This is a genomic window from Brevibacillus brevis (assembly GCF_022026395.1).
Taxonomy (GTDB): domain Bacteria; phylum Bacillota; class Bacilli; order Brevibacillales; family Brevibacillaceae; genus Brevibacillus.
The window spans coordinates 3,984,082-4,001,441 of record NZ_CP041767.1 but is presented as its reverse complement, the minus strand read 5'-3'; the positions used below and the strand labels follow the sequence as shown (position 1 = coordinate 4,001,441).

Here is a 17,360-nt window from a genome sequence, read left to right as displayed (position 1 = left end):
ACAAGCTGCTAAGGATCATCCCCCGAATTTCTTATCCGATTCCTAACTCTTCCATTTTTCGATAAAGGGTGCTTCGCGCAATACCTAGCTTTTTGGCAGCGGCGCTGATGGACGGAGCTTGTGTGATGGCTTGCTGGATCGTCTGTCGCTCTAATTCGCGCAATAATGGCAAAGGTTCCCCGGATGCTTCTTGCAGCCCATACTGCTGCTGCCATTCGCTCGGGAGATGGTGAGAGGTGACCCACGAATCACCAAACGCATGTAAAAATGCCCGTTCCACGATATTGCGCAGCTCACGAATATTTCCGGGCCATGAATGCTGCTTTAAGATCGCCAGGGCAGATTCACAGATATCGGTCGGACCGCCAGCATATTGGGTATGTAGCTGCTGGAGGAACTCGTGAGCCAAGGTTGCAATGTCTTCCTTGCGTTCGCGCAGAGGAGGGATGCGTATTTGCAGGACATTGAGCCTGTAGTAAAGGTCTGCGCGAAACTGCCCATTTTGTACCTGTTCTTCTATAGAACGATTGGTGGCTGCGATAATCCGAATGTCCAATGGCTTTTCTTCATGAGAGCCCAATCTCGTCACTTTGCGCTCTTCGAGGACGCGTAGCAAAAGCACTTGAAGCTCCAAACTCATTTCCCCGATTTCATCGAGAAATAGCGTTCCTCCATTTGCTGCTTCGAATTTTCCTGGTTGTCCTCCTTTTTTTGCTCCCGTAAAAGCTCCTTCTGTATATCCAAATAGCTCACTGGCGATCAGTTCGCGTGGAAGTGCTGCGATATTGACCGCAAGAAAAGGGCCGTCTTTTCTCGAACTGGAGGAGTGGATGGCACGTGCCAGGACTTCTTTGCCACAGCCTGTTTCTCCGAGCAATAACGTATTCGATAGCGATTTTGCAGCAATACGTGCTGTATGTAGTTGAGCTTGATAGAGGGGGCTATTCGTATGAATCTCTGAAAAAGAATCGCTGCTAGTAGTCTTTGAAAAGGTTGACATACTTGGGCGAATAAGAAAAAGGCGATACCACGTCTTCTCACCCAGATCGAGTTCTTCTAAATACCAATTGGTTAAGCGTTCTTGTTCCCATTCCGCCTCGAGCACAAGGCCTTCAACTAACGAAAATCGTTCTTGTGCCCGCTTGTTAGCAAAAAGTACGATGCGCTCGTCACTGAGTGCGATGAGGTATTCTTGGCTGTTTTCCGCCCATGCGAAAAGAAGACTCTTCCAATTGGGAACAGAATGAGAGGGATGCCTGAGTGCTGGAATCACATGATTCGTTTGAAGGGCAGAAGAATGTCGCGTAGTGGAATGAGATAGCGGAAAAAGCGGCAAAGAGCCATTTTGTAGCAAATGGATTAGCGCATCCCTAATCAGAGAAAATTCATAGGATGAAAGATTCGCGGAGGCCTGTAATTGCTGATAGAGAGAGTGAAAGACAGCATGAGGGATCGCGCGATGATGGGAACGCTCGGTTACGGAGGAAGAATCGAAAGACGAGAGTAGCATGCCGGCTTCAAAAATCGTTCTCGCACCCTTTCTTGTTATAGTTTGTTTGTTCGATCGTGGGACAGGTGTCCGACAAGGAAGCAGGGAAACAAACGACACACAATGACGAAAGCGATACAAGAGAGGTGGGACATTTCCGGGTCAAGGGCAGATCAACTGCATGACCTGTTTTGCGACAAGCACTTTCTATTAAGTATACAGGAGAAAGTAGCCAAAAGAATCGGTATTATCAAATTTTTATTAGGTCCAGCAAGCATTGGCATGTCATTTGCTTCTTTTTGTGAATGTAGGGCATACGCATTTTGAACAAGTGAGGGGGAAGCAGCATGCCAGAAGTTTTATTTCGAGTTGATTTGAACAAACCGATGGAGGAGCAGGATACACCTGGTCACAACAGATGGCATCCAGACATTCCAGCAACCGTTTCCGTGAATCCAGGAGCTGTTTTCCGCATGGAATGTAAGGACTGGACGGACGGGCAGATCGCGAATAACGATGACCCTTCCGACATTCGGGATGTCAATCTCAATCGCGTCCATGTGCTCAGTGGACCTGTCTGGGTGAATGGAGCAGAGCCAGGCGACCTCTTGGTTGTCGATATTCTCGATATCGGGGCACTCCCTCAATCGGAATGGGGTTTTAACGGGATTTTCGCCAAAGAAAACGGCGGGAGCTTCCTCGTCGATCATTATTCGCAAGCAGCCAAGTCGATCTGGGACTTCCACGGCATTTACACCACTTCTCGTCATTTGCCAGGAGTCAAATTTGCTGGGATTCTTCATCCAGGCTTGATTGGTACCGCACCTTCCCACCAACTGTTGGATCGCTGGAACCGAAGAGAGAGCGACCTCGTAGCGACAAATCCTGAACGAATGCCGCCACTCGCGAATTTGCCGACCCCGCACAGTGCCGTGTTGGGAAGTCTAAAGGGAGCCGAGTTTGATCGGATTGCCAGAGAAGCGGCCCGGACTGTCCCCCCTCGCGAGCACGGAGGAAACTGCGATATTAAAAACTTGTCCAAAGGCACTCGCATTTACTTTCCGGTTTATGTAAATGGAGCGAAGCTGTCCATGGGCGATTTGCATTTTTCACAAGGAGACGGAGAAGTGACCTTCTGCGGCGGTATTGAAATGGCTGGTTGGCTGGATCTTCATGTGGACGTCATCAAGGGCGGGATGGCCAAGTATAACATCGTGAACAACCCTGTATTCAAACCGGGTCCAGTAGAGCCTCGCTATACCGAATACCTCGTTTTCGAAGGAATTTCAGTCCACGAGACGACAGGGCAGCAGCTGTACATGGATGCGCATGTTGCCTACCGCAATGCATGCCTGAATGCCATCGAATATTTGAAAACAGCGATGGGTTTCACAGGGGAGCAGGCGTACATGCTGCTGGGAACGGCACCGGTGGAAGGAAGAATTGCGGGAATCGTCGATATTCCGAACGCATGCTGCACCTTGTCTATCCCGACAAGCATTTTTGATCGAGATATCTTGCCGAAGTAGCCAAGAAAAAGAACGCGAAAGAGGGAGCCAAATACGATGCCGAGATATGATTACATGTGCGAGGAATGTGGTCCATTTGTACAATGGCTGAAGATGAGCGAGCTTACAGATAGCATTGCGTGCCCCAATTGCCGGCTACCGTCAAAGCGTTTGTATGCCGCACCAGGATTGATCATGACACCGCAAGCGCTGCGACAACGTGTTGAGCGTGGCGTGGAACCAAAAGTGGTACGGAAGCATTCGCATTCCCATGAAGGAGGAGGGTGCAGCCATAACCACGGTAGCCAGACACAGCGGGGACATTCTCACAGTCGTGGGGGCAAACGCCCTTGGATGGTAGGGCACTAAACGCCCCTTTGCCATGCTATTACCGCAGATATCCACCGTTGTTGATGTCAAAAGTCGCTCCGGTGTAGTGTTTGGACTTCTCCGATAACAGGAAAACGACGGTATCTGCTACGTCCGCTGGCATTACAGGGCTGTCGATGAGGCCGTGAGCGAGATATTCTGCCCGACGCCATTCTGGAATGGTGTCCATCATCGGTGTAGCAACCATAGTGGGTGCTACCGCATTGACCCGGATGTAGGGAGCGAAGTTCATTGCACAGCTTTTCGTCAAGCCGAGAATTGCCGCCTTCGAGGTTCCGTAGACTGCATCCGAGCTGCCCTCAATTCCGGATACAGAGGACAGGTTGACGATCGTTCCTCGTTTTTGGGCAGGAAAAAGGAGTTTTCCGAACATCTGTGAGAAATAAATGCAACCTTTTACATTAATCGCGAGCACTTTTTCAATTGTGTCGAGGTCGTAGTCCAGAATGTTTTTCGCCAGGTAAATGCCTGCGTTATTGACGAGACTGGTACAATCCGCATGCTCTGCCTCGATATGCGCAAAAAAAGCCGCGACCTCTTCATATTTGCTAACATCCACACAATACGTATGTAGTCTTTCTGCTCGATCCATCTCTTCTTCCAGTGCCAGCAAAGCTTCCTGATTGAGGTCACACGCGATGACAGCGGCCCCTTCTTGCAAGCAGTGCATCACTACGGCTTTCCCGATCCCAGAAGCTGCTCCTGTTACGATTACTTTTTGATTGCTCAGCATACCTGTACCTCTTTCTGTTAGTTTTTTAGTAGAAACATAGGTAGAAAATATGAGATGCTTTGTTAAAATATACGATCATTTAGAAATAGTTGTCTACAAAGAGTGTCATGAGAATAACTTAAGTGGAAAGAGAAAACGTCGAGTGGTCATCTTGATGATCGCTTGGCGTTTTTTTGCTTTTTCTCACTCGAGTGCAATTGCGGTTTTGCCAAGTCTCTCGTACAATTGGTGAGAATTGTTATCATTTGATGCATCATGATTCAAGAGGAGTTATTTATGGGAAAAACAGACATATTTAGTGATCCGAATGTCATCACTGTAAATGATGTGCACGTTTTGTCCATTTCAAAAGAATGGAAGCTTGTAGAAGCGAGAGAGAGAAGCGAACAAATCATCATTTTGGTAATAGAGGGCAGGGCATCGTTTCGGTTGGATAAGACAGGAGGGATGCTTAACCAGGGAGATTGCATGTTCATATCTCCAGAGGATATGAAGGAAGGGCTCGCCCTCTTGCCCATTACGGAGAACCTCTATGTTTGTTACGTGGCGCTTTTTGCTGCTCATGCCAGAAAAGAAAGGGATGGGTGGCTCATAAACGAAGTGATGCTACCGATTCAGGGGAAGCACCATATCGAAACTATATCCTTAATTCACCATCACATCGAACAATTGCATCTGGCATGGCGAAAAGATCGCTTCGATCAGGCAACCATGCAGATTCTTTTTCTGAAGCTATGGCAAGCTATTATGGCTGGAATCACGCTGCAAGAGAAAAAAACAGATCGTCAACAACTTCTTCAAGGGATCGCTGAGCATATGGAGCAGCATTGTGAGGAGACTTTTCAGATCGAGGAGATGGCTCGCTACTCAGGAATGACGCCGACCCTTTTCTACCAGCAGTTTAAGGAGTACACCTCGCTCACTCCCTTGCAATTCATCAATCGGAAACGAATGGAGAAGGCTTGTCAGCTTCTGGTGACGCAGGACGTGCTGATTCCTGAGGTAGCTAGTGAAGTGGGCTATCGGGATGTGTACTATTTCAGTCGGATGTTTAAAAAGATCGTTGGCGTGCCCCCTTATCGCTTCAAGAAATCGTTACAAAAGAAAATCGCCGTACTCCATCCAGCAATCATCGGTGATCTGCTCGCATTGGGGATTTCGATCCAACATCTGATCCCTGTTTGGGAAAAGCATCGGCAAAAGAGGCCGTACTCCCAGATGGAAGCAGCCACACTGGAATTTGACTTGTACCGTCTGCATCAGATGGAGCCAGATTTGATTGTCGGAACAGATCAGGTTGCCCCTTGGCTTGAACAATTGGAAACCATTGCACCGACCTGGCTCATTCCCTTTAAAACAACGACTTGGCGAGATCATTTGCAGCAGGTAGCTGCCATGCTAGGAATTACAGAGGTGGCGACCAGTTGGCTCTATTATTATGATCTGAAAGCAGCTGCGGCTCGCGAGCGTATCCGCAAAAAAATTGGAAATGAATCCGTTATGGCAGTGAGGGCGTGGGATGGTGGAGCCCGTATATTTGGTGCGAAAAGGCGGAAAATTTCCGATATTTTATACGGTGACCTACAGGTAAGACCTCCAGTGGGAACAGATTATTTTGCCTTTCTGGATATCGCGAGCCTGGATGAGCTTCAAGATTTTCAGGCTGATCATATTCTGCTTTTCGACGAAAGGAAAATTCGAACGGATGTACGCAAGCATCGATTAAAAGGAAATGTACATCGAGCTGGGGTATATCCTTGGCTGCATTATTCCGCCCTCGGCCATGAGCAATCCATATCAGAGGCGCTCACGCATCTTGCAGAGTCACAGGAATGTACAAAAAAGGAATCAGGTTCTTCAATTTTCTTGCGCCCACAAGTTTGTGATAATGATTGAGAATGAGTATCACTATTGTTGGAGGGAACGAGATGGAGCCATCAATGTATCCGATTGCACAAGCGATCCGAGACCGCAGAACCATAAAGAAATTCAAGCCAGACCTGATTCCACTGGAATTGATTCGTGAGTTGCTGGATGTAGCTGTCTGGGCGCCTAACCACGGACTACGTGAGCCTTGGCGATTCGTCCTTTATATGGAGGAAGGGAAGCGGGTAGTTGTCGATGCCATTCTTCAAAACGCCATGAAAAAAAGAGATCCGGAATTGCTTTTACGCGTCCCGGCCTATCTTTTGGTTATCGTAAATGAAGACTCTCGGCAAAGAGAACGGGAAGAGGATTATGCGGCAGCCTGCACGTTGATTCAAAACTTTCAGCTCGCGGCGTGGGAGCGGGGCTTGGGCGTCGTTTGGAAAACGGAACCGTTCACGTATCAAGCAGGATTTTTGCAAGCGGTAGGGGTACGTGCGGAGGAAAAACTCGTAGGAATGCTTCAGCTTGGCTTTCCGGAGGTCATCCCGGAAGCACGAGCGAGAACGGCTGCAAATGACAAGCTGACCGTGATTCATTCGAACGTTGCTCTGGAGGATAAGAAGGGAAATGTCACTGTCACAGCCGATCACTAAAAATGCTTCGTTTCGAACCAGGCCGTGGATGGCCACGGTGTTGATTGTTGCAGGGATTTGCGCCATTCTTTTCGGACTAGGTTCATCCATTATCACTGGAGTGGCGAATATCTCTTTTGCTACCGTTTGGAATTCGATTTTTCATTATGATTCTAGCAACGAGCACCATGTTATTATTCAAACACTGCGAATGCCGCGTGCCTTGGCAGGAGCGCTGGTGGGAGCCGCTTTTGCCGTAGCGGGAGCCATCATGCAAGGGGTTACGAAAAATCCGATTGCGGATACGGGCTTGATGGGCATTAATGCAGGGGCTGGATTCGTACTTGTACTCGTTTTTGCTTTTGCCCCAGGACTCCCTTTTGAGTCTATTATTCTCTTTTCTTTTATCGGAGCGGGTCTGGGGGTAGGGCTTGTTTATGGTCTGGCCTATTTTTCCAAAAACGGTTTGACCCCCTTGCGGCTCGCGTTGGCAGGGGCAGTCGTCAGCTCAATCATATCAGGGATTAGTCAGGCGATTTCTCTCCTCTTTCAGATCAACTACGATCTGGCATTCTGGTCAGCAGGGGGGATCTCTACAGCGGAGTGGTTTCAAGTATCCGTCATGATGCCGTGGATTGTCGGAGGAATCGTTGTGGCCATGATCCTATCTCGCTCCATTACTATTTTAAGTTTGGGAGAAGAGATCGCAGCGGGACTCGGACAAAAGACAAGGCTGGTGAAGGGGGTGTCGGCGGCTGTCGTCATGGTGCTGGCGGGTGCTTCTGTCTCGACAGTTGGTGGTGTTGGGTTTGTCGGTCTTGTTGTCCCACATATCGTCCGTTTTCTGGTCGGGGTTGATTACCGCTGGATTATTCCATGCTCTGCAGTCTTGGGAGCTGTTTTGGTTGTTTTTGCAGACATCGGAGCCAAAATGATAGCGATGCCCTACGAGACACCGCTTGGCGCCATTATCGCTGTTATCGGGGTCCCCTTCTTCCTGTACCTGGCACGTAAGGAAAGGAGGGAGTGGTAGTGGACATCGATCAATTTTCCCAAAAAAGAAAATGCCGTAGTGTCCGACTGATCCTTCTTTTCGCAGTGCTTTTGCTTGTCGGTTTTGTCCTGAGCTTGAACACGGGACCGTACAGTATTGGGCCCTTCGAGGTGTTGCAAACGTTGCTGGGGGAGGGTTCGAAAAAGCAGAGTCTCGTGTTGTTTGAGCTGAGGCTTCCTCGGATGGTGATTGCGGTCATGATTGGAGCGGGGCTTGCTATATCGGGAGCGATCCTGCAAGGAATCTCTCGCAATGGCCTGTCTGACCCTGGCATTCTTGGAATCAGTTCTGGTGCTGGACTGGCCGTATTGTTGTTCGTCTCTTTATATCCCGCAACGAATATGGCCCCGCCTTTTTTGATGCCGTTTCTCGCACTCATCGGTGCCACCGCCACAGCAGCCATAATCTATACGCTGGCATACAAGAAAGGGCACGGCATATCTCCTACCCGTCTCTTGCTTACAGGGATTGCAGTAGGGGCGGGACTTAGCGCCATCAGCATTATTTTGACACTTCAGTTGAATCCGCGAAACCTCGAGTTTGTCGTCACTTGGCAGATGGGATCGTTGTGGGGTTCCAATTGGAAGTTCGTGCTGGCGCTTATGCCGTGGATGGTGATCCTGCTGCCGTACGTGTATCGGAAGGCAAATGTACTGAACCTGCTCAGTATGAATGAACAAATTGCAGCAAGCCTGGGCGTATCTCTTCAACGGGAGCGACTGGCCTTGATGGCGGGTGCGGTTGGATTGGCTGCGTCGAGTGTAGCGACAGGTGGAGGCATAGGCTTTATCGGTTTGCTTGGCCCGCATATCGCGCGCAGATTGGTCGGACCCCAGCATCAATACATGCTGCCCATTACAGCGCTCGTCGGTTCCTTGCTCGTGTTGACCGGAGATACGATAGGGCGAAGCATTATGCCGGTTACAGAAGTACCGGCGGGTATTGTCATTTCCCTCATTGGGGGGCCTTATTTTCTGTATTTGTTGATCCGAACAAAAGGGTAAATCATGTTTGAAATCAGGAGATGAATAAAAGGAGTTCAATTGATATGAAAAAGAAATTATCAGGCATTTTGTCTGTAATCTTAGCCACAGCCGTCGTGGCGGGGTGCGGAGCAGGACAGGCGACTACAGACACAAACACTGCCAATAAAGCGCAAACGGTTGAGGCAGGAGCATCACAACCCGATACAAAAGGGGCTGGGGCTGGGGCTGGGGAGCCTGTATATCCTCGAACCATCAAGCATACGATGGGGGAAGTCACATTGGAGAAAAAGCCGGAGCGTGTCGCTTCTGTCGATATCATGGGAACAGATTACTTCCTCGTGCTAGATTTTGCTCCGATTGTATCGGAAGGCTTTGAGTCGACGAAAAGCAAGTCACCCATTTTTGCGAAGTATGCGGAAGGTAAAACGGTAAAGGATCTGGGTGGAAAAACGAATTTGGAGACTTTGCTGGAGATGGACCCAGAGGTTATTGTCATGACTAGCACCGGAAAAGGCTCCAGATTTGAGGAATTCAACAAAATGGCTAATTCCATTGTCATTGATTTCTCAGTGGATGTCCCCACTCGCCTCATGAAAATCGCTGAAGTAATTGGTAAAGAAGAAAAGGCGAAGCAAGTTTTGTCCGATTTTAATAAGCTGAAAAGCGAAGCAAAAGCAGCAGCAGACAAACATAAAGGAGAAACGGCGCTATTCCTCGTTTCTAATGGTAAGGATTTTACGGTAATGCATCCCAAAAACTTCCCGATTTATTATAAGGAAGTGGGATTAACACCGATAACCGGATTGCCAGAGGACGGCAAGATTGGAGGGCGTATCGGAATCGAGGCGTTGAGTGAGCTTGCTCCCGATCATATCTTTATTGCGGAGAACCGCCGTTCAGCAAAAGCAGAGGAGCCAGAAGGGTTGATTCATATCTGGAAGGATCATCCTGTCTGGAAAAACCTCAAAGCAGTGAAAAACAACCAGGTCTACACGATGGATACACTCGCAGGCGATACGTTCTTCCTGGGAGAAATCGCTGGATTGGAAGCCATTAAGAACAATCTCGGAAAATAGAAATTTACTGCTGCTCATTCTGAGAATATTTCCATACAAGCGCTTTTTGTTCCAGAGCTTTTGCAAGTGAATCTTTCCCTTTTACATAACCGCCAGAATCATAGGGGAATCACCGAAAATCCTTTGCAACAACAGCGCCTCGTCTCTAAACAATTTGGCCCAATTTGCTTCGTAAGGACGTACTTCCATTTTTCGCATCCTGCTGTCACTCCTTTTTTACATGAATGTTGGTTTAGCGTAAACATACAAGAAGCACTCTACAAGATTAGTAGAGTGCCTTTTTTCATTTCCGATTGCCTGATTCCGTATTGGCAGAGGAGATAGCTTGTGTTGCTTGTGATGCCAATTGAATACGTGCTGGGTTTTTCACTTCCAAAGTCATAACGGACATGACAACCGTATGCAAAGTGACGAAAAAATAGATTCAAAAAAAGAAGTTTTTCAAAAGTGGTGATTCCACGGAAAAATCGTTTCTCCTTCTCATGTAAGAAAAAATAGAAAGTAATTAGAAACGATATGTATTACACTGCCATTCACGCTCTCTTTCGTATGTCATCGAGTCGACTGTTGTCCTCTCGATTGCTTTCATTATACGGAAAAAAGCGGAAAGCACGCAAAAGCGCGAATGGTTCATTTGCGTCGATTTAAAGCCAGTATGGTTCGTTTTTGCCAGTAGAAAACACGCGCTCTTTTTGCTAATCGCTGTGGCTCCCTGGCAATTATGAATGCTGTGAGAGGTCTCTTCTATTTTCTCATCAAATTCTAATCTCTCTCTTTTTTTTCCTTCATCTGTCCTTTTTATGATAAAGGAGATCAAACAAACCCAGTCGAAAAAAGGAGCGAGATCATATGAAAAAAGTAGTCATGACCATGGTAGGAGCACTGATTGTAGGGAGCCTTGGCGTAACAGCCTTTGCACATAGCAACCAATCCTACAGTGTACCGCAAAAGAACACTTCTGCCGTGTACCTGCAAATCGACGATGATGTGAAACACAACTGGGCGAAGCTCGTGCGCATCACGCCTGAAAAAGCACTGAAAAAAGTTCGGGATGTACAGCCTGGTACCATTATCGAATGGACGCTGGACGAAGAGGACGGTTTCCTCGTATACAAAGCAGAGATCAGAAATAAGCAGCAAGAGATTGATGTGTACGTCGACGCGATGACTGGCGATGTGTGGCAAACAGTTGACCACGATGACGACGATGATCATGACGACGACAACGACGATCAGTGGGAAAAACAACCGGTGAAAATCAGTGTAGAACAAGCGAAAAAAATCGCGCTGGCTAAAGTGAACGGCACCATCAAATCCATGAAGCTGGATGATGATGATAACCACTATGTGTATGAAGTAGAAGTGAAAACGGCTAAAGGACAGGAAGTCGATTTGGAGATTTCCGCTACAACAGGCGCTGTATTGGATGTAGACTGGGACGATTAATCTAGGCAGCTATCCTTCTCAACCGACCCTCAATAAACAGAGGGCCGGTTTTTTTGTGCAAGTGCCTCTAAAAATTCCATTGCTTCTTGAGCCGTAGGTATCTTTCGGACATTCTCTTCGGCAAACTTCTGAGCTTGTGGATAGTTCGTGGAAGCGATTTGTTTTGCAGCAGCCTCTACGTCATAGGGTGTAAAGCGATGCTCGTAGCTGTCACCATCAAGAAGTAACCAATATGCCCCTGGTTTGTTGGCAAACGGCATGCCCACACTTCCTGCATTGAGGATAAGCAGATCGCCAAGGCGATGTTCAAATTGGACATGCGTATGACCGCAGATGACGATTCGTTGCAGCGTCCGCTCAAAGTAAGTGGCCACAACTGTATCAGGAGTGAGTGGGGTGAAAATATCTTCATCATTGGTGGGAATGGCATGGCAGAAAAGTACGTCCTCATAATTCTCGCGTGTTAACGTGTAGGTAAGAGGGAGCTGCGACAGAAAGTCACGATGAGAGCGGCTCAATTGCTCCGCAACCCATGACGTGATTTCCCGCACAGAATCGGACATTTCCAAGGCCTGAGCCTCACCGTCAAAAGTGAGGAGTACTTCACGATCGCCATTACCACGAATGAATTGCACAGGTGTCTCCAATTGGAAGAGTATTTCAAGTGTTTGGACGGGCATTGGGCCTGAGATGGTGTCTCCCCCGATGACAATAAGATCAGGCTTCACAACTTCGAGTTCTGCCAATGTTGCATGTAGGGCAGGTACATTCCCGTGAATGTCATATAAAGCTGCCACTCTCATTTTATTTCGCCTCCCATTCATTACGGATTGTTCTTCAAAACCTTATTTCCAACGACCGAGTTTGAACCTATAATGTATCTTGGGCATATCCGCTAAGATGTGGTATAATTTGGAAGCCAAATTACGATTAAGGAGTATGGATGATGGAAAAAAAACTAATCTTCGGTCATAAAAATCCAGACACAGATTCCATTTGTTCAGCACTTGTGTATGCTGACTTGAAAACAAAACTGGGCGCAAATGTAGAGCCTGTACGCCTGGGTGTAATCAGCAGCGAAACGGCATTTGTGTTGAATTACTTCCAAGTAAAAGAACCGCGTCTCGTAGAGACAGTGGCGAATGAAGTTAATGAAGTGATCCTTGTAGACCACAACGAGCGCCAACAAAGCGCGAATGACATTGAGCAAGTGCAAGTGGTAGAAGTCATTGACCATCACCGTATTGCGAACTTTGAGACGAGCAATCCTCTCTACTTCCGTGCCGAGCCGGTTGGATGCACGACTACCATTTTGAAGAAAATGTACAAAGAAAACGGCGTAGACATTCCAAAAGAGATGGCGGGCTTGATGCTTTCTGCTATCATTTCGGATACGTTGCTGTTGAAATCCCCAACGTGCACGGAGCAAGATGTAGCGGCTGCTCATGAGCTGGCTGAAATCGCGGGTGTCAATCTGGAAGCATACGGCCTGGAAATGCTCAAAGCGGGGGCAGACCTGAGCGACAAAACAATCGCACAATTGCTCACATTGGATGCAAAAGAGTTCCAAATGGGCAATGCGAAAGTAGAAATCGCACAAGTTAATGCAGTGGATGTCAATGATGTACTTGCACGCCAAAGCGAACTGGAAGCAGCTATGAACGCAAACATCGCTGAAAAAGGTTTGGACCTGTTCGTGTTTGTTGTAACGGATATCTTGAATAACGATTCTGTTGCAATTGCACTCGGCAGTGCAACACAAGCAGTAGAAAAAGCATATCAAGTAACATTGGTGGACAACAAAGCTGTTCTGAAGGGCGTTGTCTCCCGCAAGAAGCAAATCGTACCGGTATTGACTGATACATTCCAAGCTCTGTAAAAAAGAAAAGTGGCTGCCATGCACACGATGCGGGCAGCCATTTTTTATCTTTACATGCCTTGGGTAGGGTTGTTATGCATCTGGAACAAGGTTTGCTGGGCATAAGCATCATCAGTGTAATGGGTGATGGCATGTTTATCTCTCGCTTTAAGACTGAGCAGCCCTGTTAATCCCCATCCGGCACCGACTATAGCTACAATGAAGCCGATGATATAGAGCATCGAAGTCCCCCCTTGTATGGCTTTACCTATATTTTAGCAAATAATGAAAATGAAGTAACGCCAATTTTTGTGAAAATGTATTTGACATTGACGGTCCGTAAATGTGTACGATCAATTTGTCAGGAGGAATGAACATGGAATATACGGTGCAAAAGCTAGGACTCCTGGCGGGTGTCAGCACCCGGACGCTCCGATACTATGATGAAATTGACCTTCTCAAGCCGGCGAGAATCAATTCGTCAGGGTATCGCATTTACGGACAGCAAGAGGTTGATCGATTGCAGCAAATCCTTTTTTACCGCGAGCTGGGGGTGAGCTTGGAGGAAATCAAGGAGATCCTGGATTCACCAACCTTTGATGCTGACCGGGCACTGCTGGAGCACCGCGAGAAGCTCCTGGAAAGGCGAGCGCAATTGGATGCGTTAATCGCCAATGTCGATTTGACATTAGCACAAAGAGAGGGGACTAAAACGATGAGTGACAAACAAAAATTTGAAGGCTTCAAGCAAAAGTTGATTGACGACAACGAGGCGCAATACGGAGAAGAAATTCGTGCAAAATATGGAAGTGACCGAATCGAAAAATCGAATCAGAAGGTCAAAGGCATGACAGAAGAACAATATGCCGCGCTGGAGAAATTGAACGCAGAGCTGCACGAGACGTTGGCGCAGGCATTTTCGACAGGTGATCCTGCTCATGAATTAGCGCAAAAAGCAGCAGATCTTCACCGTCAATGGCTGAGTTTTTATTGGGACACCTACAGTAAGGAAGCCCACGCAGGTGTGGCCCAGATGTATGTAGATGACCCGCGTTTTACCGCTTACTATGACAAGGAGCAGCCAGGTGTAGCCGAGTTTCTCCGCGATGCAGTGGCGATTTATACGAGCAAGTAAAGAGGTTTCCAAAAAAGAAGCTGCGAGAAAGGCAGCTTCTTTGTGTTTTACGCTTCGTTATCTCCACCTACTGCGGGGAAAAGTTTTTGTCCCAAGGGTGTTGGCAAGCCATCCATGCTGACTACGTTGTTTTCCTTTTGATAAGCAAGCAGCTCCTGCTCGTCTTTAGCCAAAGTCCATTTCTGAAGGGTTTCGCGTTCTTTTGAATAGGAATAGAAGGGGATAGCCCAGCCGCAAGAAGTCTTTACTTCCTGTATGTTTACGGTAATGATTTGACGAGCACCAGGCAGAAGCGGGAAGTCATTTACGAGCTCATCCCACCGAGGTGTATCTGGGAGAATAACCGTTCCTTTGCCGAATAGGCGCATGATGAGAGGTGGGCCTTCAAATGCACAGAACATGATCGTAATCCTGCCATTTTCCTGTAGATGTGCACTGGTCTCGTTTCCACTTCCAGTCAGGTCCAAATAGGCGACCTCATTAGGGGATATTATGCGAAAAGAATCGTACCCTTTCGGTGAAAGATTCACGTGACCATCTGTGTCCATTGGAGCAGAGGCAACAAAGAACATTCGTTGCTTCTTGATAAACGTCTCATGCTCAGGTCGTAACTCAGAAAAAAGCTGACCCATTTTTGCACCCCTCCAAGTAATGGAATTTTTTTACTGCCCTTATATTACGATAAAAATATGAAGATTTTGTGTTGTTTTTCACCAGCGCCTCCCAAATAGGTGATAAAGTGTAAATATTCTCGCAACAAAATGATTTTTGAAAAGGAGGAGCATTTACATGCAATCATCACAGCCTATTTACTTAGGGGAGCGCATTCATTTGATAGACGGTTTCGATATGGGCTGGCCAGAGCGTACGGGGACTTATGTCATCGCTGAAGAAGAACTGACTTTGGTCGAAACAGGACCAAGCCCCTCCGTCCCATACATCAAGGCCGGTCTTGCCAAGCTCGGTTATACGCCGGAACAAGTAAAATACATCATTGTGACACATATTCATTTGGATCATGCAGGAGGAGTAGGACTGTTTTTGAAGGATTGTCCAAACGCAAAGGTCGTCGTCCACCCGAAAGGTGCACGTCATCTCGTAGATCCGAGCCGACTGATCGCAGGGGCGAGAGCGGTTTATCACGATGATTTTGATCGATTGTTCGATCCGATCGTGGCAGTTTCTGAGGAGAGGCTTTTGATTCGCGGCGACGGGGATACACTGAAGATCGGAGAAAATTGCGTGTTAGAGTTTGTGGATTCGCCGGGACATGCCAATCATCATTTCAGCATCTACGATCCCGTAAGCCGCGGCATGTTCACAGGGGATACGGCAGGTGTACTTTATCCACAGCTTCAAAAGGATGGCATACACCTCGTGCTGCCATCTACTTCGCCGAATCAGTTTGACCCAGATGCCATGCTAGCGTCTCTAAGCCGTTTTGAAGCACGCAAGCTAAATCGCATTTACTTTGGTCATTATGGGATGTCTGAGCAGGTGGATGATGTGTACCGTCAAATACGTGAGTGGCTCCCCGTGTTTGTGGAGGAAGGAGAGTCAGCGATTGCTGCTGGACAAACCTATGAAGAATTGTCTCGTACGCTGTTTGAACGAATCTCGGATCATCTACAGTCACAAGGCATCAGTGGTGACCACGACGTTTTCGAAGTACTCAAGCTCGATTTGCAAGTATGCTCCATGGGCATTCTGGATTATTTGCACAAACGAGAGTAGCCTGCGAAAAGCTTTACATTTGCCTGAACCTTTTGTTCAGGCGTTTTTCATTTTTAGTTAGGCAAGAAAGTATTGGCTTACGTGTTTGTCATTCTTTTTTCATCCAAGGAATGCTATGATGTAGGATGAATCATGGACTGTGACAATTTCAAACGTAACAGCAAATAGGTGCCTCGTCTTTTCTTAAAAAGATCGGGTGAAAAGGGAAGTCGGTGAAAATCCGACGCGGTCCCGCCACTGTAAATCGGCTCGTTCCTCAGCCGTAAGCCAGGAGACCTGCCTGTTTGTTTTCGTGCCTGTTGCCTTCGCGGAAAGGATCGGCCTATTTGAGGAAGCAGACCATCCTGTCTGTTTGCCCTGAGGTGCCGACCCTTTGATTTCCGAATGGAAGCAAGGGTCGCTTTTTTTATTGGAAGGTACAGTCAATCAGACATGAAGAAAGGAAGTTCTACATATGAAACGTTCATTGCGATTCATGATCCCACTACTGGTAGCGGCGAGCCTCGCGGGTTGTGCGGGTAATGATAACAGCCAGCCAGCACCAGGTGGACAAACAGGTGCACCGCAGACAACACCGCAAGAGAGCGCGGCCGAGCAGCCTGCAAAACAAACAACGTATCCATTGACAGTCACGGATGCGACTGGAAAAGAAGTAACCTTTGCAAAAGCTCCTGAGCGAATCGTCTCAACATCACCTGCCGAGACAGAGATATTGTTCGCATTAGGCTTGGAAGATCGGATCGTAGCTGTCTCAGACTATGACGATTATCCAGAAGCGGCGAAGGCAAAGCCGAAAATTGGCGGCGTCGTCAAACCGAATGAAGAAGCCATTCTCGCTCAAACGCCGGATATGGTCGTCGGTGGGATTTCGATGGAGAAGCCAGTGGCTGACAAGCTAAAATCTCTCGGAATGCCCGTCTACATTACTCATCCGACAAAGATGGATGACATCCTTAACAATGTTTTAACAATGGGAGTTATCACGAATACACAGGAACAAGCCGAAAAAGTCGTCGCGCAAATGAAGAAAGACATCGCGTACGTTGAAGATGCAGTGAAAAATGTAAAACCGGAACAGAAGAAAAAGGTATACCTGGAATTCTCCCCAGGCTGGACAGTCGGAAAAGGCGAGTTCATGGACGAACTCATCACACTGGCTGGAGCGACAAATATTGCTTCTGACACCCAAGGCTGGAATCCGATCAGTGAAGAAAAGATTTTGCAAAACGACCCAGACGTCATTTTGTATGCGAGCGGAATTACCGATGAAAAGACCGGCGTCAAGCTGGAGGATATGATCGCGAATCGCAATGGTTGGGATAAAATGAAGGCGATTCGTGAAAAACAAATCTTTGGCATGGACCAAAATATTTTGTCCCGCCCTGGTCCGCGCATTACACAAGGCTTGATCGAAGTAGCCAAGGCGATTTACCCTGACTTGGTGAAATAA

Annotated in this window: 17 protein-coding genes and 1 riboswitch; of the genes, 12 read left to right on the top strand and 5 right to left on the bottom strand. The window is 47.5% G+C overall.

Annotated elements, in window-relative coordinates:
- Positions 1-31: 31 nt before the first annotated feature.
- Positions 32-1,354 carry a sigma-54 interaction domain-containing protein gene (locus FO446_RS19185; RefSeq protein WP_173608294.1) on the bottom strand — a complete coding sequence of 441 codons (1,323 nt, stop codon included), beginning with the start codon at positions 1,352-1,354 and terminating at the stop codon, positions 32-34.
- Between the two features lie 482 nt (positions 1,355-1,836).
- Between FO446_RS19185 and fmdA the strand changes: the two genes are divergently transcribed.
- Positions 1,837-3,018: a formamidase gene (gene fmdA / locus FO446_RS19180; RefSeq protein ID WP_106782843.1), complete on the top strand. Its 1,182-nt coding sequence runs from the start codon at positions 1,837-1,839 to the stop codon at positions 3,016-3,018.
- Between the two features lie 36 nt (positions 3,019-3,054).
- Positions 3,055-3,366: an FmdB family zinc ribbon protein gene (locus tag FO446_RS19175; RefSeq protein ID WP_173608292.1), complete on the top strand. Its 312-nt coding sequence runs from the start codon at positions 3,055-3,057 to the stop codon at positions 3,364-3,366.
- Between the two features lie 19 nt (positions 3,367-3,385).
- On the opposite strand, the gene FO446_RS19170 is transcribed toward FO446_RS19175, so the two are convergent.
- Positions 3,386-4,120, bottom strand: a complete 735-nt coding sequence (locus FO446_RS19170; protein ID WP_237898796.1) for an SDR family NAD(P)-dependent oxidoreductase — start codon at positions 4,118-4,120, stop codon at positions 3,386-3,388.
- Positions 4,121-4,396: 276 nt separating this feature from the next.
- Between FO446_RS19170 and FO446_RS19165 the strand changes: the two genes are divergently transcribed.
- From FO446_RS19165 to FO446_RS19140, 6 genes are all read left to right on the top strand, one after another.
- Positions 4,397-6,016, top strand: coding sequence for an AraC family transcriptional regulator (locus FO446_RS19165; protein WP_237898795.1), 1,620 nt, complete (start codon positions 4,397-4,399; stop codon positions 6,014-6,016).
- Between the two features lie 32 nt (positions 6,017-6,048).
- Positions 6,049-6,642 (top strand): nitroreductase family protein, encoded by a 594-nt coding sequence (locus FO446_RS19160; protein WP_173608289.1) that lies wholly within the window; start codon positions 6,049-6,051, stop codon positions 6,640-6,642.
- On the top strand, positions 6,617-7,654 hold the full coding sequence (locus tag FO446_RS19155; RefSeq protein WP_221869060.1) for a FecCD family ABC transporter permease: 1,038 nt from the start codon (positions 6,617-6,619) through the stop codon (positions 7,652-7,654). The genes FO446_RS19160 and FO446_RS19155 overlap by 26 nt, the downstream gene beginning before the upstream one ends.
- Complete coding sequence (locus tag FO446_RS19150; RefSeq protein ID WP_232773754.1) at positions 7,654-8,679, top strand: FecCD family ABC transporter permease; 1,026 nt, start codon at positions 7,654-7,656, stop codon at positions 8,677-8,679. The genes FO446_RS19155 and FO446_RS19150 overlap by 1 nt, the downstream gene beginning before the upstream one ends.
- Before the next feature lie 44 nt (positions 8,680-8,723).
- Complete coding sequence (locus FO446_RS19145; RefSeq protein WP_237898793.1) at positions 8,724-9,737, top strand: ABC transporter substrate-binding protein; 1,014 nt, start codon at positions 8,724-8,726, stop codon at positions 9,735-9,737.
- Between the two features lie 849 nt (positions 9,738-10,586).
- Positions 10,587-11,183, top strand: coding sequence for a PepSY domain-containing protein (locus FO446_RS19140; protein WP_232773752.1), 597 nt, complete (start codon positions 10,587-10,589; stop codon positions 11,181-11,183).
- Between the two features lie 29 nt (positions 11,184-11,212).
- Here FO446_RS19140 and FO446_RS19135 read toward each other — a convergent pair whose 3' ends face one another.
- Positions 11,213-11,986: a metallophosphoesterase family protein gene (locus FO446_RS19135; protein WP_173608283.1), complete on the bottom strand. Its 774-nt coding sequence runs from the start codon at positions 11,984-11,986 to the stop codon at positions 11,213-11,215.
- A gap of 143 nt (positions 11,987-12,129) precedes the next feature.
- Between FO446_RS19135 and FO446_RS19130 the strand changes: the two genes are divergently transcribed.
- Positions 12,130-13,062 carry a manganese-dependent inorganic pyrophosphatase gene (locus tag FO446_RS19130; protein ID WP_173608389.1) on the top strand — a complete coding sequence of 311 codons (933 nt, stop codon included), beginning with the start codon at positions 12,130-12,132 and terminating at the stop codon, positions 13,060-13,062.
- A 50-nt stretch (positions 13,063-13,112) separates the two neighbouring features.
- On the opposite strand, the gene FO446_RS19125 is transcribed toward FO446_RS19130, so the two are convergent.
- Positions 13,113-13,283 (bottom strand): hypothetical protein, encoded by a 171-nt coding sequence (locus FO446_RS19125; protein ID WP_016738742.1) that lies wholly within the window; start codon positions 13,281-13,283, stop codon positions 13,113-13,115.
- A gap of 134 nt (positions 13,284-13,417) precedes the next feature.
- On the opposite strand from FO446_RS19125, the gene FO446_RS19120 reads away from it, so the two are divergent.
- On the top strand, positions 13,418-14,176 hold the full coding sequence (locus FO446_RS19120; protein WP_221869064.1) for a MerR family transcriptional regulator: 759 nt from the start codon (positions 13,418-13,420) through the stop codon (positions 14,174-14,176).
- A 47-nt stretch (positions 14,177-14,223) separates the two neighbouring features.
- Here the strand turns inward: FO446_RS19120 and FO446_RS19115 are convergent, their stop codons facing one another.
- Complete coding sequence (locus tag FO446_RS19115; RefSeq protein WP_237898786.1) at positions 14,224-14,808, bottom strand: pyridoxamine 5'-phosphate oxidase family protein; 585 nt, start codon at positions 14,806-14,808, stop codon at positions 14,224-14,226.
- 157 nt (positions 14,809-14,965) lie between these two features.
- Here FO446_RS19115 and FO446_RS19110 point away from each other — a divergent pair, with 157 nt between their 5' ends.
- A complete protein-coding gene (locus FO446_RS19110; protein WP_232773749.1) occupies positions 14,966-15,910 on the top strand; it encodes an MBL fold metallo-hydrolase in 945 nt (314 codons plus the stop codon).
- Between the two features lie 149 nt (positions 15,911-16,059).
- Positions 16,060-16,209, top strand: a riboswitch (cobalamin riboswitch).
- Positions 16,210-16,364: 155 nt separating this feature from the next.
- Positions 16,365-17,360 carry an ABC transporter substrate-binding protein gene (locus FO446_RS19105; RefSeq protein ID WP_232773748.1) on the top strand — a complete coding sequence of 332 codons (996 nt, stop codon included), beginning with the start codon at positions 16,365-16,367 and terminating at the stop codon, positions 17,358-17,360.